The organism is Pseudoalteromonas sp. SS15 (assembly GCF_049257195.1).
GTDB lineage: Bacteria > Pseudomonadota > Gammaproteobacteria > Enterobacterales > Alteromonadaceae > Pseudoalteromonas.
The window spans coordinates 214,629-240,880 of sequence record NZ_JBMMUD010000003.1; the positions used below are offsets into that span (position 1 = coordinate 214,629).

Sequence of the window (26,252 nt, forward strand, 5' to 3'; positions counted from 1 at the left end):
GCCATTATCGCCACATACGTTACGTCATGCCTTTGCAACACATTTGTTGAATCATGGTGCCGACTTACGAGTCGTGCAAATGATGTTAGGCCACAGCGACTTATCGACGACACAAATTTATACTCATGTAGCGAGTGAAAGATTAAAATCGCTGCATCAAGAACATCATCCTCGTGCGTGATGGAATTTTTTTGAATTTATCCGGTCATACTGGATAACAACGAAATTTATGAGAACAGAATGAAAAAGTTAATTTTAGCTGCAGCAATGGCGTTATCTACAGGCGCAATGGCTGAGCAAGTGACTGCTCCTTTAGCTGACGCAGTAGAAACAAAAGTAAGCCCAATCGAAACTCAGTTAAATAACTTAGGCTTAACAGTTAAAGCAATTCAAGATAGCCCAGTCGCTGGCTTAAATACGGTTTTAACTGACAAAGGGGTATTTTACGTAAGCCCAGATGGTCGTTACCTGGTTCAAGGCACGATGATCGATGTTGAGAACCGTGAAAACTTAACTGAATCAGCTTTAAGTGGTGTTCGTAAAGACGGCGTAACTGAGTACGAAGACTCAATGATCGTTTACAAAGCTGAAAATGAAAAGCATCAAATTACAGTATTTACAGATATCACGTGTGGTTACTGCCGTAAGTTACACCGTGAATTAGATGATTATCTAAATGCGGGTATTACGGTTAAGTACCTAGCTTTCCCTCGTGGTGGTTTACGCGGTAAGGGTTACAAAGACTTAATGAATGTATGGTGTGCGGAAGATGCAGCAAAAGCATTAACAGAGGCAAAAGCGGGTGAAGAAGTGGCAGAAGTTAAAAACTGCTCTGCACCCGTGGCTGAGCACTACCAGTTAGGTCAGAGCTTTGGTATTTCTGGTACGCCAGCAATCATTTTAGAAGATGGTTCGATTATTCCAGGTTACCAACCAGCAGCAGCATTGGCGCAAGCGCTAGACGGTAAGAAGTCATAAGCGATAAAATTCGCTATAATCACCGTATTCTTAAAAAGGCCTAAGGGCCTTTTTTTGTTGTCTGTTAAATCTCAGTTTTAACGTTGTAATACTCGCTCTCTTAATTAACGCTTTTTGAGAGCAGGTATAAGGGTAAAAGAATAAATGCAAACCGTGATAGCAACACGTGAGCGCGTGGATGACAGTCATCTTCCTGCGCATCTTCATCCTGTAATTAAACAAATCTATGCAGCTCGCGGTGTAAGCGATTCTGTTGAGCTCGATAATCGTGCTAGCACCTTATTAAATTTCAACTTATTCAAAGATATGGATAAGGCCTGTGCTTTGTTAGTCGAAGCACTACAACAGCAAAGTAAAGTCTTAATCGTTGGTGACTTTGATGCTGATGGTGCAACAAGTACCTCGGTTCTGATGGAAGGGTTAGCACTGTTTGGTTTCCAGCATGTCGATTATCTTGTGCCAGACCGCTTTAGTTTAGGTTATGGCTTAAGCCCTGCGCTGGCAGAGCAAATTGTCACGATTGCGCCTGATTTAGTTATCACCGTAGATAACGGTATTTCTTGTATTAGTGGCGTTGAGATTGTCAAAAATGCCGGTATTAAAGTACTTATCACTGATCACCACTTACAAGGTGAGCAACTGCCAAATGCCGATGCCATCGTCAACCCAAATCAGCATAGTTGTAATTTCCCCTCAAAAAGCATTGCGGGTGTGGGGGTGGCGTTTTACTTGTTGGTAGCGCTGCGTCATAGCCTGCGCGAGCTGCAATACTTTGCGACTCAACAACAGTCTGAACCAAATTTAGCAGAGTTACTCGATATTGTTGCACTAGGCACAGTTGCTGACGTTGTGGCGCTTGATGCCAATAACCGCACATTGGTTTATCAGGGCCTAGCACGTATTCGTAGTGGTAAAACTCGACCGGGGATCACCGCACTTATTGAAGTGGCAAAACGCAATGCTGCGCGTTTATCTGCCAGCGACTTTGGTTTTGCACTCGCGCCGCGCCTGAATGCTGCTGGTCGACTCGATGATATGAGTTTAGGTATCGCCTGTTTGTTATCGAAAGATATCAACCAAGCAAGACGCATAGCAGGCGAGCTTGACGCACTTAACCATGAACGCCGTGAAATTGAAGCGGGCATGCAGCAAGAAGCGCAAGCCGTGCTGGAGCGCTTGGTATCGGCACAACAAAGCGTGCCTGATGTTGTCTGTTTATATCAAGACGATTGGCACCAAGGGGTGATTGGTATTTTAGCGGGGCGCTTGAAAGAGCGTTATCACCGTCCGGCAATTATTTTTGCGCAAGGTGATGAGGGCGAAATAAAAGGCTCATGTCGCTCTATCGAAGGGTTGCATATGCGTGACCTGCTTGAGCAAATTAACACGCAACACCCAGATCTAATTGCTAAGTTTGGTGGCCACGCCATGGCGGCAGGTTTAACCATTTTAGAGTGTGATTTCGAACGTTTTAAAACGGCGTTTACTAATGCTGCCAGTGCGATTTTAACCGAAGAGCATAAACAGAGCGTGTTATTGACCGACGGCGAGTTGCCTGCGACCTGTTTCAATTTAGACTTTGCACAACTGCTTCAGCAAGCAGGGCCTTGGGGTCAGCAATTCCCTGAACCTGTATTTGAAGGCGTATTTGAACTCATTCAGCAGCGTATTGTCGGTGAAAAACACCTAAAATTGGTGCTAAAACACAGCTCTGGTCAGTTAGTTGATGCCATCGCATTTAACATTGATGTAAAAGCTTGGCCAAATACAGCCGCACAATATGCCAAATTGGCGTATCAGCTCGATATAAATGAGTTTAGAGGCAAGTTCTCACTGCAATTATTAGTGCGAGAAATTCAAGCTCAACCCGCATAAATCCATTTATAGGGCACAGATTGTCTGTTATCATGGCGCGTTTAAAAATCACGCGCCTTTTTTATGGGCTGGAAAAGCATTCAGCTATTTATATTATACCAATTGCATTAAACTTCGAGTCGTTTATTGCGACAGAAAAAAAGGTTAATAACGAGGATGAAATTTCGACATATAGTAGTTCTATATTAGAAGTTTCAGACAAAGTTAGTGGCCTTTTTAGCTCGCTAGAATGACTAGTCAGTTAATAAAATTGGTATTATGTGTGATTCACGTTAATTTTTTTGGAGTAGTGAGCATGTTTGAAGTGAATCCTGTGATTAACCAAATCAAGGAAATTCGCGAACGCACTGAGCTGCTTAGGGGGTATCTTTGACTACGCTCTAAAACAAGAGCGCTTAGAAGAAGTAAACGCAGAGTTAGAAGACCCAGCAGTATGGAACGAGCCTGAAAAAGCACAAGCATTGGGCCGTGAAAAATCGAATCTAGAAGCAATTGTTGAAACCATTGATAATCTTGTTGGTGGTGCAGACGATGCAGAAGGCCTAGTAGAACTAGCCGTTGAAGCCGAAGACGAAGAAACCTTTGAAGAAGCACAAGCTGAAGTAGAAGGTCTAGTTGGCCAATTAGAAAAGCTAGAGTTCCGTCGTATGTTCTCTGGTGAACAAGATGCTAACGATGCCTACATTGACTTACAGTCAGGTTCGGGCGGTACTGAAGCGCAAGACTGGTGTAACATGCTATTGCGTATGTACTTACGTTGGGCTGAAGCAAAAGGTTTTAAAGTTGAAATCGTTGAAGCGACAGATGGTGATGTTGCCGGTATTAAAGGCGCAACCGTGCGTGTATCTGGTGAATATGCTTACGGCTGGTTACGTACAGAAACCGGCGTACACCGTTTAGTGCGTAAGAGCCCATTCGATTCAACAGGTCGTCGTCATACTTCATTTGCGTCTGCGTTTATTTACCCAGAAATTGACGACAACATCGAAATTGATATTAACCCAGCTGATTTACGTATCGACGTATATCGTGCATCGGGTGCGGGTGGTCAGCACGTTAACCGTACAGAATCTGCGGTACGTATTACCCACTTACCAACGAATACCGTTGTACAGTGTCAGAATGACCGCTCACAACATAAGAACAAAGCGCAAGCAATGAAGCAGTTAAAAGCGAAATTGTTTGAACTTGAAATGAAAAAACAAAACGCCGAAAAGCAGTCTCAAGAAGACGCTAAATCAGATATCGGTTGGGGCAGTCAAATCCGTTCATACGTATTAGATGACTCACGTATCAAAGATTTACGTACTGGCGTTGAAAACCGCAATACCCAAGCGGTATTAGACGGTGATTTAGACAAATTTATCGAAGCCAGCCTGAAATCAGGCCTTTAATCAACAAGCTAAACTAAGAGCTAAAAAATGACAGATCAAATCCAAGACGAAAATAAACTCATTGCTGAGCGTCGTGCTAAATTGGATGCAATTCGTGAGAATTGTGATGCCAATGGCCACCCGAACACCTTCCGCCGTGAAGACTATACGGCTGATCTACAGGCTAAGTTTGGTGATAAATCGAAGGAAGAGCTTGTTGAGTTAGACCATCAGGTGTCGGTAGCAGGTCGTATCCTTGCAAAACGTGGTCCTTTCCTTGTGTTACAAGACATGAAAGGTCGCATCCAAGCATATGCATCAAAAGACGTGCAAAAAACGCTTAAAGAAAAATATGGTCAACTAGATATCGGTGACATCATCGGTGTATCTGGTCCACTTCATAAGTCAGGTAAAGGCGACCTTTACGTAGACATGGTTCAGTACGAGCTACTGACTAAGTCACTTCGTCCGTTACCAGAGAAGTTCCACGGCCTAACAGACCAAGAAGCTAAGTACCGTCAGCGTTACGTTGACCTGATCACAAACATGGACACGCGTGAAACGTTCCGTATCCGTTCAAAAGTGATCGAAGGCATTCGTCGTTTCTTAGCTGAGCGTGACTTCATGGAAGTTGAAACGCCAATGCTTCAGGTTATTCCTGGTGGTGCAACGGCGCGTCCATTCGTGACTCACCACAATGCACTAGACATCGATATGTACCTACGTATCGCACCAGAGCTTTACCTTAAGCGTCTAGTGGTAGGTGGTTTTGACCGTGTATTTGAGATCAACCGTAACTTCCGTAATGAAGGTCTATCAACGCGTCACAACCCAGAATTCACGATGATCGAATTCTACCAAGCTTACGCTGACTACAAAGACCTAATGAACTTAACTGAAGACATGTTACGTACTGTTGCACAAGACGTTCTTGGCACAACGACAGTGATTAACACAGTTAAGAATGCTGAAGGCGAAGTAACAGAGACGATTGAATATGACTTCGGTAAGCAGTTCGAGCGCCTATCTATGGCTGATGCCATCATCAAGTATGGTCCTGACGCTGAAGAAATCGCGCACATCTTCAAAGATCCTGAAAACCACTTCGATGAGCTAGTTGCTTACGCGAAGAAAGTACACGTTAAGATCCCAGAGAAATGTGTATGGGGTGCAGGTAAGTTCTTATGTGAGATCTTCGAAGAAACTGCTGAACATAAGCTAATTCAACCGACTTTCATCACTGAGTACCCGTGGGAAGTATCTCCACTTGCACGTCGTAACGATGAAAACCCATTCATCACTGATCGTTTCGAATTCTTCGTAGGTGGTCGTGAACTTGCTAATGGTTTCTCTGAGCTTAACGATGCACAAGATCAAGCTGAGCGTTTTGCGCGTCAGGTTGAAGAAAAAGATGCCGGTGATGATGAAGCTATGCACTTCGATGCAGACTACATTCAAGCGCTTGAGTATGGTTTACCACCAACAGCGGGTGAAGGTATTGGTATCGACCGTCTAGTGATGTTGTTCACTGACTCACCAACAATCAAAGACGTTATCTTGTTCCCGCACATGCGTCCGCAAGCTGACTAATCTCGATTGAGTTTATCGATTAAGAGCCTTGGCAAATGCCGGGGCTTTTTTTTGCCTAACAAAAGCTATATTTAACAATTCGATATTTCAAATAGAGGTGAGAAATTTAGATAGATAAAGAAAAGAGATTCAGAAATAAAGGTAAGACTTCCCCGGCTTCGCGGATGCTGATGTCAGCCCTTGAACCCTAAGGTTCAAGGCGGAGTGTAACAGCTCACCGTAGGCTTCTCGGTACATGCCAAGCTTGCGCAATAGTAAGCAAACTACACCCCTAGATAAAGTTTATCGGCTCAGGGACTTAATCTGCTGTCCTACGAGCTAGGGAATTAACTTCAGTATATAAGACTCGCAGCAGAGGTAAACCATAAATCAAAAAATATCAGTTCAACTGCTGGCAAATTAAACGCCGCTGCTCATAAATGAAGCCCTTTAAAGACAATTGTTTGGAGTTGCTATACTGTGAGTGTTAGCATTGATAGCAATTAAATTAAGACATACTTTTTAAATTGAGTGTGTTCTTATAATGAAGATTCTTTGACGAGCATTAGCAATGACAGAAATGACCGATTACACACAAGCACAACTGCTGCTTGAAAAGCATGATATTTTCGTATCGCCTTCAGAAGCTCACGGCACCATCAGTGGTTTGCTGGCTTGTGGCTTAAACATTGATGAAAAAGACTACCTGATCATGTTAAGTGATGTGTTCAACGACGGACAAAGTTTCTCAAACGAATTAAAAGGTCTATTTGGGCAAATGTTCACACATGTTATGTCATGCTTCAACAGCGAAGAGCCAAGCTTTGAGCTGTATTTGCCAAATGAAGATGAAACCCTACTAGATAAAGCCAATGCACTAGTGGCATGGGTGTCGGGCTTTTTATTGGGCTTTGGTTTAAAGCAAAAAGACTATGGCAAGCTGTCAGCTGATGTCAAAGAAGTGATCAACGATTTTAGTGAAATAACTAAACTTGACACTGATTTCGGTGAGGAAGAAGAAGACCAACAAGCTTTCCACGAGATCGTTGAATATATCCGTGTTTCAGCACTGCTATGTTTTGCTGAAATGGGCAGAGAAACGGTTACTCCATCAAAGACGTTACACTAATGATCAGCATTCAAGAATTTGTTCAGCGCAGAAGCAAATTACTTGCGCAACTCGACAACCACAGCGTAGCGATTATTCCTGCTGCGGTTGAAATTACCCGTAGTCGCGATACCGAATTCCCGTTTCGCCAAGACAGTGACTTTTTCTACCTGACAGGCTTTAAAGAGCCTGATGCTGTTTTAGTGTTATCAAAAGACAAACAAGGTGAAGGTAAAAGTACGTTATTCTGTCGTAACAAAGATAAAACTGCCGAGATTTGGCACGGCCGCCGAGTGGGCTATGAAAGCGCCAAGTCTGACTACTTGTTTGATGAAACTTATCCGTTGAGCGAGTTAGACGATGAGCTTCTGCAACTGGTAAATGGCAATCGCACTTTATTTTACGCGCAAGGCACTTACAGTGCATTTGATGACAAGGTATGGGCATTGTTAAATACCCTGCGCGGTGCACCGAAAAAAGGCTATCGCGCGCCTGAAATCATCAAAGATACGCGCCCGCTTATTCATGAAATGCGTTTGTTTAAATCAGACGCCGAAATCGCTGTGATGCGCAAAGCGGGTCAAATAAGCGCTGAAGGTCATGTGCGTGCAATGAAGTTTGCCAAGCCAGATGCCACTGAATACCAACTGGAAGCCGAACTTCATCATCATTATGCCATGAATGGCGCACGCTATCCGGCTTATGGCACCATTGTCGGCTCAGGCAATAATGCCAATATTCTGCATTACACAGAAAACAGCGATACCTTAAAAGCTGGCGACTTAGTGTTGATTGACTCAGGCTGTGAGCTTGAAGGTTATGCCGCTGATATCACGCGAACTTTTCCTGTATCAGGTAAATTTAGCGAGCCACAAAAAACCATTTATGAGCTGGTATTAAAAGCCCAAGCGGCGGCATTTGAGCATGTGAAGCCGGGCGGTACTTTGGTTGGGGCTAATAAAGCGGTGATGACAGTAATGACCCAAGGTTTGATCGAGCTCGGTATTTTATCTGGCGAGTTAGATACACTTGTTGAAAAACAAGCATGCAAAGCGTTCTATATGCATGGTTTAGGTCACTGGTTAGGCCTTGATGTGCACGATGTGGGCGAGTACAAGCTCGATGAAGCTGACAGGCCATTCGCACCGGGTATGGTGTTGACCATAGAGCCAGGTTTGTACTTCGATGAAGATGCGCAAGTGCCAGAGCAATATAAAGGCATCGGTATTCGTATTGAAGACGACCTATTGGTAACTGAAAATGGTCACGAAAATTTGACCCAAGACGTGCCGAAAACCGTAGCAGAAATAGAAGCGTTAATGCAGCAGTAGGAGAATGCGTTGCAACACTTTGATGTTGTGATTGTAGGCGGCGGTATGGCAGGGGCCACCGCTGCTTTGGCAATCAAAAAGACCAGCCCAACTTTGCAAGTTGCCGTGATTGAGGCATTTGCACCAAAAAGCCAAGCACACCCTAGTTTTGACGACCGCTCAATTGCCTTGGCCGATCAGTCTGTGCAGTATTTAAAGCAATTTAACTTGTTTAATGCTGATTGGCCGTTTGCTGAAGCCATTAAGCAAGTGCACGTGTCTGATAGAGGTCACTTTGGTAAAACCTCATTGCACCACCAAGACTATAAAACGAATGCGCTTGGTTATGTGGTCGAAGTGAACCCATTTGGTGCTTATTTACATCAACAGCTAGCTAAAACTGACATTCAACTATACTGCCCAGCGACCATTAATGAATTAAAGCAAACACAAGACAGTGTTGAGCTGATCTTAAACGATGAAACTCAGTTAAGCGGAAGGTTATTAGTCGTTGCCGATGGCGCACAGTCCCCCACGCGCAAACAGCTAAACATTGGTTTTGATAGTCTGGCCTATGAGCAAGGGGCACTAATCGCTAATATCGAAGTTGAATGCGGTCATAGCGGCCAAGCGTTTGAACGTTTTACCGAGCATGGGCCAATGGCACTGCTCCCTATGACACAAAACCGCTACTCGCTGGTTTGGTGTATGCCTAACGCACACCTTGAAGATTATAAAACGCTTGAACCTGACGCCTTTATTGCTGAGTTGCAAGCTGCCTTTGGCTATCGCGCAGGAGTATTCAAGCAAGTTGGTATGCGCGCACAATACCCGCTGGTACTAGGGCGAGTCGAGCAGCTCGTTCATCATCGTAGCCTATTAATCGGCAATGCAGCTCATGCTATTCACCCAATTGCTGGGCAAGGTTTTAATTTGGGTTTAAGAGACATTCAAGCCTTGGTTGAGCTGATAGCCTCAGAGCAGCATGTTTTGGGTGAACATGCCTTTACGCAAGCTTATAATCTTGCGCGTGCACAAGACATCAAAACGGTGATGACACTAACCGATGCGCTCGTGCGACTATTCTCTAATTCTTCTCGTTTAATGGCACTCGGTCGCAGCTGCGGTTTGCTTGCCATGTCACTGTCTGAAAATTTAAAAGCACCGTTAGCCAAGCAACTAATGGGTCATGTTATTAAAGGAAAAAGCTGATGCAACAAGCGCAAGTATGTATTGTCGGTGGTGGCTGTGTAGGCCTTACTTTGGCGTTAGGTTTGGCGAAAAATAACATTAGCGTACACGTGATTGATGCGGGTAATGAACCTGCGTCACTTACAGAGCAGTTTGCTAATCGTGTGAGTGCCATCAGTCTTTCCAGTCAAACGTTATTTACTGAGCTAGGCGCATGGGATGATATTTTAGCGCAGCGAACTTGTGCGTATACGCATATGGATGTCAGAGACAAAGACAGTTTTGGCAAAATAGCCTTTAACAGCACCGAACTAGATTTACCTGAGCTTGGGCACATCATTGAAAATGGCGCTATTCGCTATGCGCTGTTTCAGCAGTTAAAACAGTATCCATCTGCAACGCTTAGCTTTAATACTCGTTATCAAGCTATTCATCAAACCGACACTGACGTGTTAATCACCTTAGAGTCAGGCATGCCAGTTATGGCAAAGCTATTAGTTGCAGCAGATGGGGCAAATTCGGGTATTCGTACTCAGTTTAAAATGCCCATTACCTTTTGGGACTACGACCACCACGCCATCGTTGCGACGGTTAAGACGCAAGAGACGCACAGCCACACTGCAAGACAAGTATTTTTACCAACAGGTCCTTTGGCGTTTTTACCGCTCAGTGATGAACACAGCCAATCAATCGTGTGGTCAACGTCACCTGAGCAAGCACAGTATTTAATGTCTTTAGACAACGCTGAGTTCAATAAAGCATTGAATGTCGCTATCGACGGTCAATGTGGTTTATGCGAAGTACAAGATGACCGAGCAGTGTTCCCACTGAAAATGCGTTACGCCCAACAATGGGTAAACGGCAAAATTGCGTTGATGGGTGATGCAGCGCACACCATCCACCCGCTGGCTGGGTTAGGTATGAACCTAGGTCTTAAAGATGCAGCGCTTTTAATTAAACTACTTACCGACAGCAAGCAAGAATTTGCCAGCACTCGCGTGCTACGTGAATACGAACGCGCTCGTAAACTTGATGCGCAAAAGCACATTGCCATGATGCAAGGTTTAAAAGAGCTGTTTGAAGGTGATAACCCGTTGAAGAAGCTGATCCGCGGTGTTGGCTTGAGTATGGTTGATAACCTAGGGCCGATTAAAACCCTGTTTGCCAAAGAGGCTGTTGGGAAAGGTAGTGCAAAATAGACCTACGAAGTAGGTTATTTTTGCGCAAGGGTGACGAGTGACCGAAACGAAGTTTCGCAGCACAAGGAAGTGAGGGTATGGATACCCGATGGGCGTAGCTACATGGATGTAATACAGCACTGCTCTTAAACTTTTCATTTACAGTGCGCGCAGCAAGACTAGCGTTGAGCGTGAGGCCTTGGATGGCCGAACCGGAACCAGGCTACATGGACGTAATATACTCACCAAACATTATTAAGACCGAAACGAAGTTTCGCAGCACGAGGAGGTGAGGGTATGGATACCCGATGGGCGTAGCTACAGGGATGTATTACAACACCAATCTTTTTACAGTAGTCTTCAATTTAACTCTTTGTCGCGTTGGCGACAGCAACCAAAGGGCGGCTGCCGCTGGCCGCTCGGGTGCGACCTTCGCTCTGGACTCCCACGGCGCCCCTCTATCACGCTAATTCTTCAAATAAATAATTGATGTGAACGTAAACGGCTGAATAGTCCATCCATGGACTAAGTCAGCCTTACATTTCATCCATGAAATGAATTACTCATCAATTACTTATTTTCAGGCGTGATAGAAGGGGGTAGGGCGTAGCCTGTTAGATTTATATTTATCCTGTAGGCGCTGACTTTATGTCGCGCTTTTTGAACCTTCCATTTGTGGTAACGTTGCTGGAAATTGCGCGGGGTAAACCCGCGCCTACAAAGCAAATTTTTAAACCATGTAGGCGCTGACTTTATGTCACGCTTTTTGAATTATCTTGAATACTCGCAACTCGCAACTCGCAACTCGCAACTCGCAACTCGCAACTCGTAACTCGCAAACTATTGTACGCTTACCGCTTACCGCTTACCGCTTACCGCTTACCCCAATCTCAACTCAATAAACTCCGCCAGCTTATCAACGGCATGCACAGATTCGGGTGAATTTTTTACCAAGCAAATACCAATTTGGCCGAGCTCAGGTAGGTGAGGGGTGTGTGACTGGTAGTTTAAATCGCTTGGTACGGTGCTTTTAGCCAGCACGGTGACACCTAGATCTTCTTTAATCGCGGCGATTAAACCGGTTAAATCGGCGTTGCTGTAAACTATACGGTATTTTAATCCGGCTTGCTGTAGGGCTTCGATAGCGCGGCGGCGGTAGATACACCCCTCAGGTGCGGTGACCAGCGTCACTACATCGTTCTTGGCGAGGTTTAAATTACCAACCCACACCAGCTGGTCTTGCATAAATACGGGGAACTGTTCTGAATTAAGCTCTTCATTTAATGCCAAGACTAAATCGAATTGATCTTGGCGCGAAACAGACAACAGGTGTTTGCTCAAACGTGATTTTACTTCGAGGGCAACATCAGGGTAAAGAGAAACGAAGTCGCCAATAATCGATGGCAGAATGCGGGCTGCGAATTCACTGGGAATTCCCAAACGTACTTTACCGGTCACACTCTCGGAGGTGAACTGCTGAATAATGGCGTCGTTTTGTTGCAGCATTTGTTTCGTCAGTGGTAGCAAGAGCTCGCCATATTGATTGATAACTTGTCGTTGACCTTGTTTTTTAAACAGTCGACAACCGAGCATTTCTTCGAGTCGTTTAATTTGTAATGACACCGCAGGTTGCGATAATCCCAGTAGTTCACCGGCCTTGGCAAAGCCACCTAATTCAACCACAGTAACAAATGTGCGTAAGCCGTCGTTCGATAAGTTCTTCATATTTAAAAAATCAATTTATAAAACCAAGTTACATAAGTATTATTTATCAATGTATAAATAAATACAATTTGTTGTTGCCCAAATGCACTCATATACTGCACAAATTAAAGTTTTATTAAGGTGTGGTTATGACATTTTCAGCCAGTATGTTTGCAAAACATCGTCAAGGCACAGCGCCTGCGCTAAATACGTTAGCGTTAGACAGCGCACAGTTGGTCTTAGACTTCAGTGGCTTCGAAACCACACCATTTTTAAACCAAGTTTTAGGTATTAACCTAAATAAACTATTAGCACCGGGTTTAGGCGTTAAAGGCCAATTAGCATCAGGTGCGGCATTTACGGTTTATTACTTCAGTGAAACGGCTTACCGCTTTGTGATTGAGCAAAGCCACGCTGATGAGCTGCAAAACTTGGTTGAAGCCCACCACAGCGATTACGACATTGAGCTGGTGGCGCGCAAAGATTTAAGCATGAGCACATTAAGTGGTGAGCAAGCGTTTGATACCATCATCAAGCAGTTTGGCTTAACACCGGGTCTGCGTTTATCAGACGAGCAAGTGTGCTACGGCCGTCAAAGTGGTGAAGTGTTCGTCACTTCATTGCTTGCAGACGACTTACAGCAGTATCAGTTGATTGCCCAAACAGACACTCTGAACAAATGGCATCAGCAGTTGCAAGAACAAGGCTTTAGCCTAAACTAGATTTCAAATAAAATTTGCTAAGGCACTCAATACGGGTGCCTTAGCTGTTATTGCATTAACCCCGCCTCAAAGAGGCAATCTTGTAGCCATACACTACAAGGTCAGTAATTAGTGAAGGAATGATATGACTTCTAAAACTGTACTACACGCTAAGCACGTAGAAGCTGGCGCAAAAATGGTTGACTTCCACGGTTGGGAAATGCCAATCAACTATGGTTCACAAATCGAAGAGCACAACGCAGTACGTACTGATGCAGGTATGTTCGACGTATCTCACATGACGATTGTGGACGTTAAAGGCGCAGACGCAAAAGCATTTTTACGTAAGCTTGTAGCGAACGATGTAGCTAAACTAGAAGTACCTGGTAAAGCACTTTACACAGGCATGTTAAATGAAGAAGGCGGCGTAATTGACGACCTTATCATCTACTTCTTCTCTGACACTGAATACCGCCTAGTTGTTAACTCAGCAACGCGTGAAAAAGATTTAGCGCACATTGCTAAAGTAGCGGCTGATTTCGCAGTAGAAATCACTGAGCGTCCTGAATTTGCGATGATCGCAGTACAAGGTCCTAACGCAAAAGAAAAAACAGCTAAAGTACTTGATGACGCGCAAAACGCTGCAGTTGAAGGTATGAAACCATTCTTCGGTGTACAAGCGGGCAACCTATTCATTGCAACGACTGGTTACACAGGCGAAGCAGGCTACGAAATCGTTGTACACAACGATGATGCAGCTGACCTTTGGCAAAAATTATTAGACGCAGGCGTCGCGCCGGCTGGCCTTGGTGCACGTGATACGCTACGTTTAGAAGCGGGCATGAACCTATACGGTTCAGATATGGATGAAACTGTATCTCCACTTGCTGCAAACATGGCTTGGACGATTGCATGGGAACCAGAAGATCGTGACTTCATCGGTCGTGAAGCGGTTGCCAAGCAACGTGCTGAAAAGAGCACACACAAGCTAGTTGGTCTAGTACTTGAAAGCAAAGGTGTTCTACGTGGTGGCTCTAAAGTTATCGTAGAAGGTGGCGAAGGTATCATTACTTCTGGTACATTCTCTCCGACATTAGGCTTTAGTGTTGCACTGGCGCGTGTTCCTCGCTCAACGGGCGAAACAGCGCAAGTAGAAATGCGTAAAAAGTTAGTTGACGTTAAAGTAGTGAAGCCTTGCTTCGTACGTAACGGCAAGTCAGTTATTTAATATTAATAAGGGCGAACCATCGCCCAGTTATTACACCGAACCAAAGGAACAAAAAGATGAGCAACATTCCTAGCGAGTTAAAATACGCGTCTTCACACGAGTGGGTTCGCGCTGAAGGCGACGGCGTTTACACTGTAGGTATCACAGAGCACGCACAAGAGCTTCTAGGCGACATGGTATTCGTTGAATTACCAGAAGTTGGTGACGAAGTTGACGCTGGCGAAGACTGCGCAGTAGCAGAGTCTGTAAAAGCAGCATCTGACATCTACGCACCTATCTCTGGTGAAGTTGTAGCAATCAACGAAGATCTTGAAGATTCACCAGAAAACGTTAACAACGACGCATACGGTGACGGTTGGTTGTTCAAAGTTAAAGCGTCTGACGAGTCAGAGCTTGAGAACCTTCTTGACGCTGAAGGTTACGAAAACGCAATCGACGAAGACTAATTGCTTCGTTGATCACAAAAGCCCCTTGTGGGGCTTTTGTTGTTTTAAACTTTTATAGTTTAATTTTAAAAAAGGTCCGTACTAAACCATACAGAGTACAGAACTTTTTCATCAACTTAGCGATAAGTTGGTAAAGCTGAAGCCAGAGCAGTACCCGCAGCAGGAATCAGCACTAACCCCCTAAATTTTTTGGATCATAGGAATCTAGACTAATGTCAAACGCTAAATCTCTTGAGCAATTAGAGCAAAAGCAAGATTTTATCCGCCGCCATATTGGCCCTACACCGGCACAAGTGAGCGACATGCTATCGGCACTTAACGTATCAAGCGTTGAAGAGCTAATCACGCAAACAGTACCAGCTGGTATTCGTTTAGAGCAGGGTTTAGCAGTGGGTGAGAGCCGCACAGAAGTTGAAGCACTAAGCTACCTAAAGTCTGTTGCTAGCCAAAATAAAATCTTCAAATCTTACATCGGTCAGGGCTACCACCCAACACACGTACCGAATGTAATTTTACGTAACGTATTAGAAAATCCAGGTTGGTACACAGCATATACGCCATACCAGCCTGAGATCGCTCAAGGTCGTTTAGAATCACTATTAAACTTCCAAACGTTGACGATTGACATCACAGGTCTAGACCTAGCATCTGCATCTCTACTAGATGAGTCGACTGCAGCAGCAGAAGCAATGGCACTTGCTAAGCGCGTATCTAAAGCGAAAAAAGCAAACATCTTCTTCATCGCTGATGACGTTCACACACAAACAATCGACGTTGTAGCAACACGTGCAGAGCAGTTTGGTTTCGAAGTGGTAGTAGGTCCTGCGGCAGATGCAGCTAACCATGAAATTTTCGGTGCATTATTCCAGTACCCAACAACAACTGGTGAAGTGGTAGACATCACTGACCTAATCGCACAAGTACAAGACAAAAAAGCGATTGCCTGTGTTGCAGCTGACATCATGAGCTTAATGCTACTTAAAGCACCAGGTAAACTAGGCGCTGACGTAGTACTTGGTTCTGCACAGCGTTTTGGTGTACCTATGGGTTACGGTGGTCCACACGCGGCATTCTTCGCAACACGCGACAAGTACAAGCGTTCACTACCAGGTCGTATCATCGGTGTATCTAAAGACCGTTTAGGTAACGATGCACTACGTATGGCGATGCAGACTCGTGAGCAGCACATCCGTCGTGAAAAAGCGAACTCAAACATCTGTACAGCGCAGGTACTACTTGCAAACATGGCTGCGTTCTACGCGGTTTACCACGGTCCACAAGGCCTTAAGACAATTGCACAGCGCATCAACCGTTTCGCAAGCATCTTAGCGACAGGTCTTAAAGCGAAAGGTGTAAGCCTTAAGCACGACACTTGGTTCGACACAATTACTGTGGTTGCAGACAACAAAGAAGAGATCGTTGCACGCGCAATCGCTGCAGAGACTAACTTTGCAACAAACCACGCGGGTGAGTTCTCAGTATCTGTGAACGAAACAACAACACGTGCAGACGTACTAGCACTATTCGACATCATCTTAGGTGAAGGCCACGGCCTTGACGTTGCAGCGCTTGACGCACAAGTATCTGCAGATGACATCACTGGTATTCCAGCAAGCCTAGTACGCGACGACGAAATCTTAACGCACCCTAACTTCAACTCGTACCACAGCGAGACTGAAATGCTGCGTTATATCAAGCGTCTTGAAAACAAAGATTTAGCGCTTAACCACTCAATGATCTCGTTAGGTTCATGTACTATGAAACTAAACGCGACTGCTGAGATGATCCCAGTAACTTGGCCTGAATTCGCAGAACTTCACCCGTTCTGTCCACTAGACCAAGCGCAAGGTTACCAAACAATGATTGGTGAGCTACATGACTGGTTAGTAAACATCACAGGTTACGACGCTGTATCTATGCAGCCTAACTCAGGTGCACAAGGTGAATACGCAGGTCTTATCGCTATTCGTAAATACCACGAGTCTCGTGGCGAAGGTCACCGTAACGTCTGTTTAATCCCAAGCTCAGCGCACGGTACTAACCCGGCATCTGCGCAAATGGCAAGCATGAAAGTTGTGGTTGTTGCGTGTGATAACGACGGTAACATCGACATGGCTGACCTTAAAGCGAAAGCTGAAGAAGTGTCAGAAAACCTATCTTGTATCATGGTAACTTACCCGTCTACACACGGTGTATACGAAGAGTCTATCCGTGAAGTATGTGAGATTGTTCACCAGCACGGCGGCCAAGTTTACATGGACGGCGCGAACATGAACGCGCAAGTAGGTGTAACTAGCCCAGGTTCAATTGGTTCAGACGTATCGCACTTAAACCTACACAAAACATTCTGTATCCCACACGGTGGCGGTGGCCCAGGTGTTGGTCCTATCGGTGTTAAATCACACCTAGCGCCATTCATGCCTAACCACAGCGTTATCAACGTACCTGGTACAACTGAAGGCAACGGTGCAGTATCTGCAGCGCCTTACGGTTCAGCGGCTATCTTACCTATCTCTTGGGCATACATCACAATGATGGGCAGCCAAGGCTTAAAAGATGCAACTGAAATGGCTATCGTGAACGCAAACTACCTAACTGAGAAGTTAAGCGAGCACTACCCAATTCTTTACCGTGGTCAAAACAACCGTGTTGCTCACGAGTGTATCGTTGACTTACGTCCTCTTAAAGAAGCGTCTGGCATCACAGAAATGGACATTGCTAAACGTCTAATGGATTACGGCTTCCACGCACCGACTATGTCGTTCCCAGTTGCGGGCACGTTAATGATCGAGCCAACTGAGTCTGAGTCTAAGGTTGAGATTGACCGCTTCATCGAAGCGATGGTTTCAATCCGTGAAGAAGTGCGCAAAGTTGAAAACGGCGAGTGGTCTGTTGAAAACAATCCATTAGTATTCGCACCGCACACGCAAGCTGATGTACTTGGCAACGAGTGGGATCGTGCATACGACCGTTTCTACGCGGCATTCCCAGTGAAAGCAGTTGCTAAAGATAAGTTCTGGCCAACAGTTACACGTATCGACGATGTACTAGGTGACCGTAACCTTATCTGTTCTTGCCCTGCAGTTGAGACATATGCAGAGTAATGAATTGTAGGTCGGGCTAATCCCCGACTTAGATTTTTGAAAACCGCCTTAAGCAATTAAGGCGGTTTTTTTGTGGCTGGGATTTGTATATTTTTGGCTTTACATATCTCGGTAGCAGCGATTTTATATCGCGTCTTGTGATGGTGTGTGGGTCGTGCTTTAGCGCGACAGGTTTTAAATCAGCCTTCAATTTAACCCTTTGTCGCGTTGGCGACGGCAACCAAAGGGCGGCTGCCGCCGACCGCCCCTTGGAACCCCACGGCGCCCCTCCATCACGCTTAATCTTCAAAACGCTATTGATGTGAACGTAAACGGTTAAATAGTTCATCCATGAACTAAATCAACCTTGCAGCGCATCCATGCGCTGACATTACTCATCAATTGCTTATTTTCAGGCGTGATAGAAGGGGAGGGGAGTTGTCTGTGGGTTTTGTAGTTTAGGGTTGCACGAAGCAAGACCTGATCCCTATTACTTTTCGACTTAGATCTTTTGAAAACCGCCTTAAGCAATTAAGGCGGTTTTTTTATGGATGGGGTTTGGGGCTGTCATTCTGAACTTGTTTCAGAATCTAGGTGTTTTCACGCTCGATGTTAGTCTTGAGTTTGGTAGCAGCGGCTTTATGCAGTTTATGTCATCCTGACGAAGGTCAGGATCCATTTTGTAGGGAGCAGGGAGGGTAACCCTCATTAATCTTCATTCTGAATTTGTTTCAGAATCTATGTTTTGTTCACCACCTGTCTTCAACTTAACTTTTTGTCGCGTTGGCGACGGCAACCAAAGGGCGGCAAGTATTTCAATTTAATAATGTGCAGAAATTCATCCATGAAGCTTCTGCCTGTCGGCATCCATGCCTCCACTTCCTCGCGCTGCGAAACTTCGTTTCGGTCACTCGTCACCCCACGGAGCCCCTCCATCACGCTAAATCTTCAAATAATGCGATTGATGAAGGTGCAAAATATACGTTGCGAAGCAAGGTTACTTTTGCGCAAGGTTAAAGGAGTAATTTTAACTATTGCAGAGCCTTTCTCTTTCCCATCCTTGGCGAAATCATGGCTTGGCTCGCATCCATGCGAGCACATTACTCATCAATTACTTATTTTCAGGCGTGATATAAGGGGGAGGGGAGTTGCCTGTTGGTTTTACGAACAATGTATCATAAGAGCTTTCTTCTATCTAACCCAAAGAAGTCACAAAGCAAGCCAATGTCAGCTTGAAGTTCACCCTCCAGTGAATTTGGTGAAATTAGTTCTTTCCTCATTGCTAAGCTTTCAAATGCTTTAGCTTGACTAAATAAGTTTTTCATTACTTTTGTGTTTGAAAAATATTCTGCAAGTAGCTCAGAGGGGATAGTTTGATACTGCTGTAGAACCATTTTTTCAATGCTTTTGGCGCTAATTTCAGTGCCTAATGAGAATGAGGAAATTAGCTTGGATGATGTTGAAATCAAATCTAAAGCTTTTGATTCACCTTGTTCACCATATCTAATCCCATTACTGATAAAGTTATGCCTTTCTTTCGGTTCTTTGTAGCTTATATCTTTGGTTAAATAGTCAATACAAAGTAAAAAATGGGCAAGCGAGACGTACAATAGCCTTAAGCTAGCTTCAGGTGCTATTCCGAGTGATAGTTGCTCTAAGAAATAGCCTACATTCTTCAGAATATGATTAGCGCCGTCGAAATTCAATTCATTCAATAAAGTAGACTTGGATGTAATGTATTTTTTCTTCCAGTCGCCATCTATTTCACCGCATCTAGCGTTTTCTATGATTTCAAATAGCTCGTTTTCTGTAACTCTATGTGTTGAGTAGCGCTCCGAGGAATTGAGCTTTGTCATGAAGTTACCGTCAAAAACCAGAACATCATTTTCAACACCAAAGTCTACAATATGGGATCGTTTATCTGTTGTTGCGACAACACACTTTTCTAGCCCCAATACATTTTGCAAACCTTTAGTCCAAAAAATCCGTTCAAGTGCTTGCGGTGTTTTTTTCATTTTGACGTCTACATTCGTTCTCTCTCTAGATATTGGAGATGGCCTAGAATATAGCCATAAATCGACGTCGGTCACATCATACCCTTGGTATTTGCAATCAATCGAGCGTACAACAAAATAACCTAAACTTAAAAAATATTGGCGTAATAGCTCTTCTGCTTGTTCGCCCTTTGGTAAATTGTTCGTTGCCATTATTTGATTCCGCCAGTTCTCAATTGGTCCAAAATTTCACTGATATTTTGCTTCAGTTGTGGTGTTTGATCTTTCCGTTCTAGCTCCCTAGCTGTTTCGGGGGGCTGATAAATTGAAACGTTGGCAGCAGGTAGAGCATCCAATGAGCTTTCGCTGGCATCGCCGTCATTTATAACCTGAAGCGCTAATCGACCAACTTCTTTTTTCTCCAGTTTCATTCTAAAGAGACCATTACTAGTTTTTTCAACCTTAACAACACCCTTAAGTTCTAACGCTTGGTAGTCATGGCCAATGGCTGTTGCCGGGCCAATCCATTCACCTCTGAGAAGCTTACCAACCAGCAGGTTAATCATTTGTATACGACCTCTTCCAGAGTGACTTTGTTTCATACCGTAAGTCAATGATGTAACAAACGCTTTAGCCAAGTCAAAGGCGTCGTCAATTGCCTTAGTCGAAAACTTGTTGAATGCTGACGGTTTTGTAAGAAATTCGTGAGTGCCGGACTCATTCCCGATAGTATTGACGTCAAACAGTGCAATAGAGTGAACTTTTGCAAATAAGTCTTCTCCAAGGACTCTTTTTGCTAAATTAACGCTTATGCAACCATCTTTTTGTAAAAGGCCATTGATTTCATTAATTTTGGATGCTTCAGCATCACTTAATGAATTGAGAACTGCGTAGGTTTTTTTTGTATCTTCGATTCTAAATAAATTGCCATTAAACAGTAGTTTGTTGTTGCCATAGGCTTGCTCCGAGTCCACAAATCCAATGCACTCGCTATTTTTAAATAAAATTTCAGTATCTGAGTTATTCAATTTGTATGAATCAGATATATATTCCTTGGCTTCTTTTTCTCGGATAGGAAGGTCTGAACATTTCTCTGCGAGCTCAATGGCTGCTTTTTCTTTTGGGTGGGGACTGGATTCATCAAATATTCTGAAAGTGTGCTCTAAGGTATTAGACGACGTCATACCAAGAACTTCTATCCCACCTTCACCTTTAAGAATAAGCTTTTGATTTTCAAGCTCACTGATTATACCGGGTAGTTCAAGTTTTGGGTGAATATTTGCCGCTCTTGCTAGAGCTTGCACTGAACTGTCAGGTATTTGCTTCTGACTATCCGCGGAAAGGCTTGATAATAAAGTTCCGCACTTTCCCGCAAAGCTTATTTGTTCAAATTCAAGGTCACCATTAGTTACGTTTTTTAATTTTGCGGAGTGGTGAACTAGCCAAGCTCCCTGTACTTTATTGTCCATATCCATTACTACTTTTTTGTGAAACGTTATAATTTATATGGGGATAGGTATTCCAATTACAAGTAAAATCAACGGAATAAAAATCAAACAAAATGAAAATCAACGGGGTCAGGTCTTGCATAAAAATTAAACAGGACACCCACCTCAAAAATTGACCAATAAATATCCATCGCCTACTTTTAAACTAAAGACTTTTAAGTAGGCACATACAATGACAAAGGCACGAGAGCAGCAAGTTAGCTTGCAAGATACTAAGTACTACCACTGCATTTCACGTTGTGTGCGTCGTGCCTATTTGTGTGGTGAAGATGCGCATACGGGCAAATCTTACGAGCATCGCAGACAGTGGATAGAAGATAAACTGCAACAGATATCTAAAGTATTTTGTATTGATGTATGTGCGTATGCGGTTATGAGTAATCACACCCACTTTGTATTGTATGCAGACGATAAAAAAGCAAACAGGCTTTGTGATAAAGCTGTGCTAATCCGTTGGCATAAACTGTTTAAAGGCACGCTCCATACCCAGAAGTTTTTGGCTGGTGAAAAGTTAGATAAAGGCCAGCAATTCTTTTTAGCAAGAGAAATAAAAGAGTTAAGACATCGTTTGTCTGATATCAGTTGGTTTATGCGGGTTTTAAATGAGCATATCGCCCGAAAAGCTAATAAAGAAGACAACTGCACAGGCCGATTTTGGGAAGGCCGCTTTAAATCACAAGCGCTATTAGACGAAGCCGCCTTAGCTGCGTGTATGGCTTATGTAGATTTAAATCCTATTCGCGCTAAGATGGCGAAAACGCCAGAAACATCAGAGCATACGAGCATTAAAAAACGCATAGAATCAGCAAAAGAGGGAAAGCAGCCCAAGAGTTTACTTCGCTTCTCAGGTAGTCCCAGAAAACATATGCCTAAAGGTCTGCCTTTTGAATTTAAGAATTATCTACAGCTGGTAGAGCAAACAGGGCAGTGTATACGGGCAGATAAAAGAGGTTCAATCGACTCCTCTCAGCCTATTTTAGCTAGGTTAAATATTTGCCCTGAAAACTGGCTAAAACTTACCACGCAATTTACCAAGTCTTTTAGAGGGGCAGTAGGGCGTGAACAGTCACTGCAAAGCTATTGTGATCATGTACAATTAAAGCGGCGCAGCAATTTAACTCAATGCCAAAGGCTTTTTACCTAAATATCTCATACCCTTATTTGTACTTACTTGGTTGTTTACCGGTAGCCACGTTGATTAATTATACTTTTACGTCACCCCCCTTGGTTTTTAATCATTTACTTACCTTTTTGGGTTTAGATATTTGAATTGGTTAGTCTGCATACAGACTTTGTTGTTGGCTTTCTGTTTTTAAAAATTAAAGTGGCTGTCCTCTTAAAACATCTAACCCAGCTGTATGCCGATGTGTTCGACAACAACTATGCTTCTCAAAGCTTACTGCAGAGCTTTGGTTTTAGGCGGCAAGAAAAGCCAGCTCGCCTTGAACCTAGAATAATTTTTCGATTTGAGAGGAAAATGTGAAACGAATAAAAGTTGATTAGCGAGACTGGAAAGAGGGAATTTGACGATAAAAAAGAATCGGTAAAAAGCGCCTTCGTATTCAAATCTTAAGGGGCGAGGCATTTGCTGATACCTTCAACAGTAAGGTCTAAGTTAAAGGTAGTTCATAAAGATATAAGATCAATTCTTGACCCCTTTGACCTTTCATAATTGTTTATCCTTAACCGTAAGGGTTTCAATAATAAACAGTTACACAGAATTTTTTACAGTCTCGTGTCCGGTTGGACTTGACCAGTACAGTGTGTCATTCCTGCTTTTTAATATTCTACTGAAATGACACAGATTTCTGGGCACATACAATGACAAAGGCGCGAGAGCAGCAAGTGAGCTTGCAAGATACCAAGTACTACCACTGCATTTCACGTTGTGTGCGTCGTGCCTATTTGTGTGGTGAAGATGCGCATACGGGCAAATCTTACGAGCATCGCAGACAGTGGATAGAAGATAAACTGCAACAGATATCTAAAGTATTTTGTATTGATGTATGTGCGTATGCGGTTATGAGTAATCACACCCACTTTGTATTGTATGCAGACGATAAAAAAGCAAACAGGCTTTGTGATAAAGCTGTGCTAATCCGTTGGCATAAACTGTTTAAAGGCACGCTCCATACCCAGAAGTTTTTGGCTGGTGAAAAGTTAGATAAAGGCCAGCAATTCTTTTTAGCAAGAGAAATAAAAGAGTTAAGACATCGTTTGTCTGATATCAGTTGGTTTATGCGGGTTTTAAATGAGCATATCGCCCGAAAAGCTAATAAAGAAGACAACTGCACAGGCCGATTTTGGGAAGGCCGCTTTAAATCACAAGCGCTATTAGACGAAGCCGCCTTAGCTGCGTGTATGGCTTATGTAGATTTAAATCCTATTCGCGCTAAGATGGCGAAAACGCCAGAAACATCAGAGCATACGAGCATTAAAAAACGCATAGAATCAGCAAAAGAGGGAAAGCAGCCCAAGAGTTTACTTCGCTTCTCAGGTAGTCCCAGAAAACATATGCCTAAAGGTCTGCCTTTTGAATTTAAGAATTATCTACAGCTGGTAGAGCAAACAGGGCAGTGTATACGGGCAGATAAAAGAGGTTCAATCGACTCCTCTCAGCCTATTTTAGCTAGGTTAAATATTTGCCCTGAAAACTGGCTAAAACTTACCACGCAATTTACCAAGTCTTTTAGAGGGGCAGTAGGGCGTGAACAGTCACTGCAAAGCTATTGTGATCATGTACAATTAAAGCGGCGCAGCAATTTAACTCAATGCCAAAGGCTTTTTACCTAAATATCTCATACCCTTATTTGTACTTACTTGGTTGTTTACCGGTAGCCACGTTGATTAATTATACTTTTACGTCACCCCCCTTGGTTTTTAATCATTTACTTACCTTTTTGGGTTTAGATATTTGAATTGGTTAGTCTGCATACAGACTTTGTTGTTGGCTTTCTGTTTTTAAAAATTAAAGTGGCTGTCCTCTTAAAACATCTAGTACTCACCCAGAAAATAGGCAAGCACATTACCGCGCATTATTTGAAAGAGACATTCCGCCTTATACGTTAGAGGAAATAAAAACAGCAACCGATAAAATGTGGGTACTTGGCAATGATAAATTCAAACAAAAAGTTGAGGAATTGTCGGGTAGAAGAGCCTCGCCTTTCCCAAAAGGCGGAGATAGGAAATCAGAGGCGTTTTTGAAGTCGAAATAACAAATCAATGACTCTGACCCCATTGAACTGAACCAGTTTTAACAACCCCTTTTCGATTACCCCAAGTTTTAAGTTAATTCCACCGAGTGTTCTAAGCCTGACTAAGTTACTTTCAGTACTCAATTTAATGTTGATCTATGAGTACAGTCCAATGAATTCAAATCCTATGTCACAACAATATAATGGCTTGGAAGCTCAGCCATCTGACGATTTACAAAAGCTCAATCTACCGGCTGCACTGACCAGTTTGATCCGTGAGCAAAACAATGGCGGAGATTATTGGCTACTGCAAAATTTGATTGACGACGATGAGTAAAATGAGCAGAAGGAGAGCTACGAGATGAGATTATTTATTTTTAACAATGGCAAGTTAAAACATGTGCTTAGTCAAATTTATACAGAGCAAGATACCTTATATGAGGTGTTTAAAGAGGACTTGGAGAAGTTAGTCAAAGATCCAGACGGGGTGGCTACTGAGCGAAGAGAGGGTTTATGGGCTCCAGCATTACTCAGTTGTAAAAACATGAAATTCGATAAATCAAAAAGTAATTTCAGGGATTGGGATAAGAAAAATCAACAAACTCAGGGCGGAATCGATTCAAAGTATAACAACGCACCAAATGCGTTCGACTTTTATCTTGATAGAGGCACGGGTTGGATAGGGCTTGCTAAAAACTACTCCATCATCAATGAAATTAACGATAACGGAAAAATTGAAGATAAAAATAAGTCGTTAACAAGCGACGTAGGTTATCCATGGAATAACTATAGAAAATCAGAGCTTTGGGGGTTATTTAGCACCAAGGGCTTCAGTGAAGAAATAGCTAAACTGGAAAAAGGCGATAAATCAATTATCCCTCCTTCTGTGGGTGGCTTTTATACCGAAGACTCAGCTATGACTAAAAATAACTTTGAAATGATGCTTTGTATTACCAATAAGCTAGCAGCAACAATTAAAGCTATCGTAAATGTAGAGTGGCCAGCTATCGCTTACGATAATTCAGTGTTCGCTTTATACACTATGGGTGGATATTCAAATGCGAACAAAAAAGCAAGGCTTGCCTATGAAGGGTTAATTATAAATTTATCTAATAAAAATGGCGCATTTGGTACCCCAACAGAAGAAAGTATTGGTAAAACCCGTTACTTAGATAAACTAAAAGCAGTTGAAAACTTATTGGTTGTCTCTTATCGACAGATGCGCATGATGACCAAAAGCTATCACTTTGATTCATCTAGTTTGGATCTAGCGTGGTATCAAAAATTCTATAGCGGCATTTTATGGACTCTAGAAAGTCTATTAGGTGTCGTGGCGAGTATCGTAGGTTCGGTGTCTGCCTCAGGAGTGACGAAATTGGGCGCTGCTGGTATTAATGTCGCTGGTGGAGCCGTGGGTAAAGAGTTGCTCAGCGCCATTGCATTATATGTGGGTGATGCAAGGCAAAAATATGAACGCGGCGGTCAGAAGCAAGACGTTAATATCGTATTAGATAAAATGATGGATACTTTACTTATCACCTACACCACCTTTGAGTTATTTTTGATGACTTGGGGTTTGGAAAAGCATATTGTTGGCGCAACCGAAGACAAAATGCAAAAGAAGCTCACCAAAGTTCGCTTATTGCTAGAAGCAAAAGTAAGAAATAAAACTTTGGATGAAAATGACCCGCTCCTTACTCAATTACAATAGTTTTTTGAACCTCACTAAACTTAACAAGACCCAATTCAATTTCAGTGATATATAAGCTGTTTATTCAAGCCGAGTTACTCTAAACCTCGGCTTTTTACTTA

General features: G+C 43.3%; 20 protein-coding genes and 1 other RNA gene. 17 read left to right on the forward strand and 4 right to left on the reverse strand.

What is annotated here, in order from left to right:
- The 5 genes from AAEU28_RS07985 to lysS form a co-directional block, all read left to right on the forward strand.
- Positions 1–181 (forward strand): tyrosine-type recombinase/integrase (locus AAEU28_RS07985; RefSeq protein ID WP_421963634.1); only part of this gene is annotated, 181 nt, incomplete at its 5' end.
- A 59-nt stretch (positions 182–240) separates the two neighbouring features.
- Entirely contained in the window at positions 241–978 is a 738-nt protein-coding gene (gene dsbC / locus AAEU28_RS07990) for a bifunctional protein-disulfide isomerase/oxidoreductase DsbC (protein WP_421963635.1), read from the forward strand.
- A 144-nt stretch (positions 979–1,122) separates the two neighbouring features.
- The gene (gene recJ, locus AAEU28_RS07995) at positions 1,123–2,853 is read left to right on the forward strand and encodes a single-stranded-DNA-specific exonuclease RecJ (RefSeq protein WP_421963636.1); all 1,731 of its coding nucleotides are present in this window, start codon (positions 1,123–1,125) and stop codon (positions 2,851–2,853) included.
- A 295-nt stretch (positions 2,854–3,148) separates the two neighbouring features.
- Positions 3,149–4,247, forward strand: a protein-coding gene (gene prfB, locus AAEU28_RS08000) for a peptide chain release factor 2 (RefSeq protein ID WP_130256774.1) whose coding sequence is annotated in 2 segments (ribosomal slippage) — positions 3,149–3,223 and positions 3,225–4,247 — 1,098 coding nt in all. Because the reading frame shifts where the segments join, the coding sequence is not laid out codon by codon here.
- Positions 4,248–4,274: 27 nt separating this feature from the next.
- Positions 4,275–5,816 (forward strand): lysine--tRNA ligase, encoded by a 1,542-nt coding sequence (lysS, locus tag AAEU28_RS08005; RefSeq protein WP_421963637.1) that lies wholly within the window; start codon positions 4,275–4,277, stop codon positions 5,814–5,816.
- A 145-nt stretch (positions 5,817–5,961) separates the two neighbouring features.
- On the opposite strand, the gene ssrS is transcribed toward lysS, so the two are convergent.
- Positions 5,962–6,144: non-coding RNA, 6S RNA (gene ssrS, locus AAEU28_RS08010), on the reverse strand.
- A 222-nt stretch (positions 6,145–6,366) separates the two neighbouring features.
- On the opposite strand from ssrS, the gene AAEU28_RS08015 reads away from it, so the two are divergent.
- The 4 genes from AAEU28_RS08015 to AAEU28_RS08030 are packed head-to-tail and all read left to right on the forward strand — an operon-like array spanning position 6,367 to position 10,603.
- Positions 6,367–6,924, forward strand: a complete 558-nt coding sequence (locus AAEU28_RS08015; protein WP_404391412.1) for a UPF0149 family protein — start codon at positions 6,367–6,369, stop codon at positions 6,922–6,924.
- Positions 6,924–8,234: a Xaa-Pro aminopeptidase gene (gene pepP, locus AAEU28_RS08020; protein ID WP_421963638.1), complete on the forward strand. Its 1,311-nt coding sequence runs from the start codon at positions 6,924–6,926 to the stop codon at positions 8,232–8,234. The genes AAEU28_RS08015 and pepP overlap by 1 nt, the downstream gene beginning before the upstream one ends.
- A 9-nt stretch (positions 8,235–8,243) precedes the next feature.
- Positions 8,244–9,425 carry a 2-octaprenyl-6-methoxyphenyl hydroxylase gene (gene ubiH / locus AAEU28_RS08025; RefSeq protein WP_421963639.1) on the forward strand — a complete coding sequence of 394 codons (1,182 nt, stop codon included), beginning with the start codon at positions 8,244–8,246 and terminating at the stop codon, positions 9,423–9,425.
- Entirely contained in the window at positions 9,425–10,603 is a 1,179-nt protein-coding gene (locus AAEU28_RS08030) for an FAD-dependent oxidoreductase (RefSeq protein ID WP_421963640.1), read from the forward strand. The genes ubiH and AAEU28_RS08030 overlap by 1 nt, the downstream gene beginning before the upstream one ends.
- Positions 10,604–11,461: 858 nt before the next feature.
- Here the strand turns inward: AAEU28_RS08030 and AAEU28_RS08035 are convergent.
- Positions 11,462–12,307, reverse strand: coding sequence for a LysR family transcriptional regulator (locus tag AAEU28_RS08035; RefSeq protein ID WP_421963641.1), 846 nt, complete (start codon positions 12,305–12,307; stop codon positions 11,462–11,464).
- Positions 12,308–12,435: 128 nt separating this feature from the next.
- Between AAEU28_RS08035 and AAEU28_RS08040 the strand changes: the two genes are divergently transcribed.
- The 4 genes from AAEU28_RS08040 (at position 12,436) to gcvP (ending at position 17,765) form a co-directional block, all read left to right on the forward strand.
- On the forward strand, positions 12,436–13,008 hold the full coding sequence (locus AAEU28_RS08040; protein ID WP_421963642.1) for a hypothetical protein: 573 nt from the start codon (positions 12,436–12,438) through the stop codon (positions 13,006–13,008).
- Between the two features lie 124 nt (positions 13,009–13,132).
- Positions 13,133–14,215 (forward strand): glycine cleavage system aminomethyltransferase GcvT, encoded by a 1,083-nt coding sequence (gcvT, locus tag AAEU28_RS08045; RefSeq protein WP_421963643.1) that lies wholly within the window; start codon positions 13,133–13,135, stop codon positions 14,213–14,215.
- Between the two features lie 56 nt (positions 14,216–14,271).
- Positions 14,272–14,661, forward strand: a complete 390-nt coding sequence (gene gcvH, locus AAEU28_RS08050; protein ID WP_421963644.1) for a glycine cleavage system protein GcvH — start codon at positions 14,272–14,274, stop codon at positions 14,659–14,661.
- Between the two features lie 212 nt (positions 14,662–14,873).
- Positions 14,874–17,765, forward strand: a complete 2,892-nt coding sequence (gene gcvP, locus AAEU28_RS08055; protein WP_421963645.1) for an aminomethyl-transferring glycine dehydrogenase — start codon at positions 14,874–14,876, stop codon at positions 17,763–17,765.
- A 1,154-nt stretch (positions 17,766–18,919) separates the two neighbouring features.
- Here the strand turns inward: gcvP and AAEU28_RS08060 are convergent.
- Both AAEU28_RS08060 and AAEU28_RS08065 read right to left on the reverse strand, forming a co-directional pair.
- Complete coding sequence (locus AAEU28_RS08060) at positions 18,920–19,951, reverse strand: hypothetical protein (RefSeq protein WP_421963646.1); 1,032 nt, start codon at positions 19,949–19,951, stop codon at positions 18,920–18,922.
- Complete coding sequence (locus AAEU28_RS08065; protein WP_421963647.1) at positions 19,951–21,207, reverse strand: hypothetical protein; 1,257 nt, start codon at positions 21,205–21,207, stop codon at positions 19,951–19,953. Before AAEU28_RS08065 ends, AAEU28_RS08060 begins: the two co-directional genes overlap by 1 nt.
- Before the next feature lie 211 nt (positions 21,208–21,418).
- On the opposite strand from AAEU28_RS08065, the gene AAEU28_RS08070 reads away from it, so the two are divergent.
- From AAEU28_RS08070 to AAEU28_RS08085, 4 genes are all read left to right on the forward strand, one after another.
- Positions 21,419–22,390, forward strand: a complete 972-nt coding sequence (locus AAEU28_RS08070; protein ID WP_421963648.1) for a transposase — start codon at positions 21,419–21,421, stop codon at positions 22,388–22,390.
- Positions 22,391–23,067: 677 nt separating this feature from the next.
- Entirely contained in the window at positions 23,068–24,039 is a 972-nt protein-coding gene (locus tag AAEU28_RS08075) for a transposase (RefSeq protein ID WP_421963648.1), read from the forward strand.
- Positions 24,040–24,612: 573 nt separating this feature from the next.
- Positions 24,613–24,777 carry a hypothetical protein gene (locus AAEU28_RS08080; RefSeq protein WP_421963649.1) on the forward strand — a complete coding sequence of 55 codons (165 nt, stop codon included), beginning with the start codon at positions 24,613–24,615 and terminating at the stop codon, positions 24,775–24,777.
- A gap of 24 nt (positions 24,778–24,801) precedes the next feature.
- Positions 24,802–26,151, forward strand: coding sequence for a hypothetical protein (locus tag AAEU28_RS08085; RefSeq protein ID WP_421963650.1), 1,350 nt, complete (start codon positions 24,802–24,804; stop codon positions 26,149–26,151).
- The last annotated feature ends 101 nt before the right edge of the window (positions 26,152–26,252 follow it).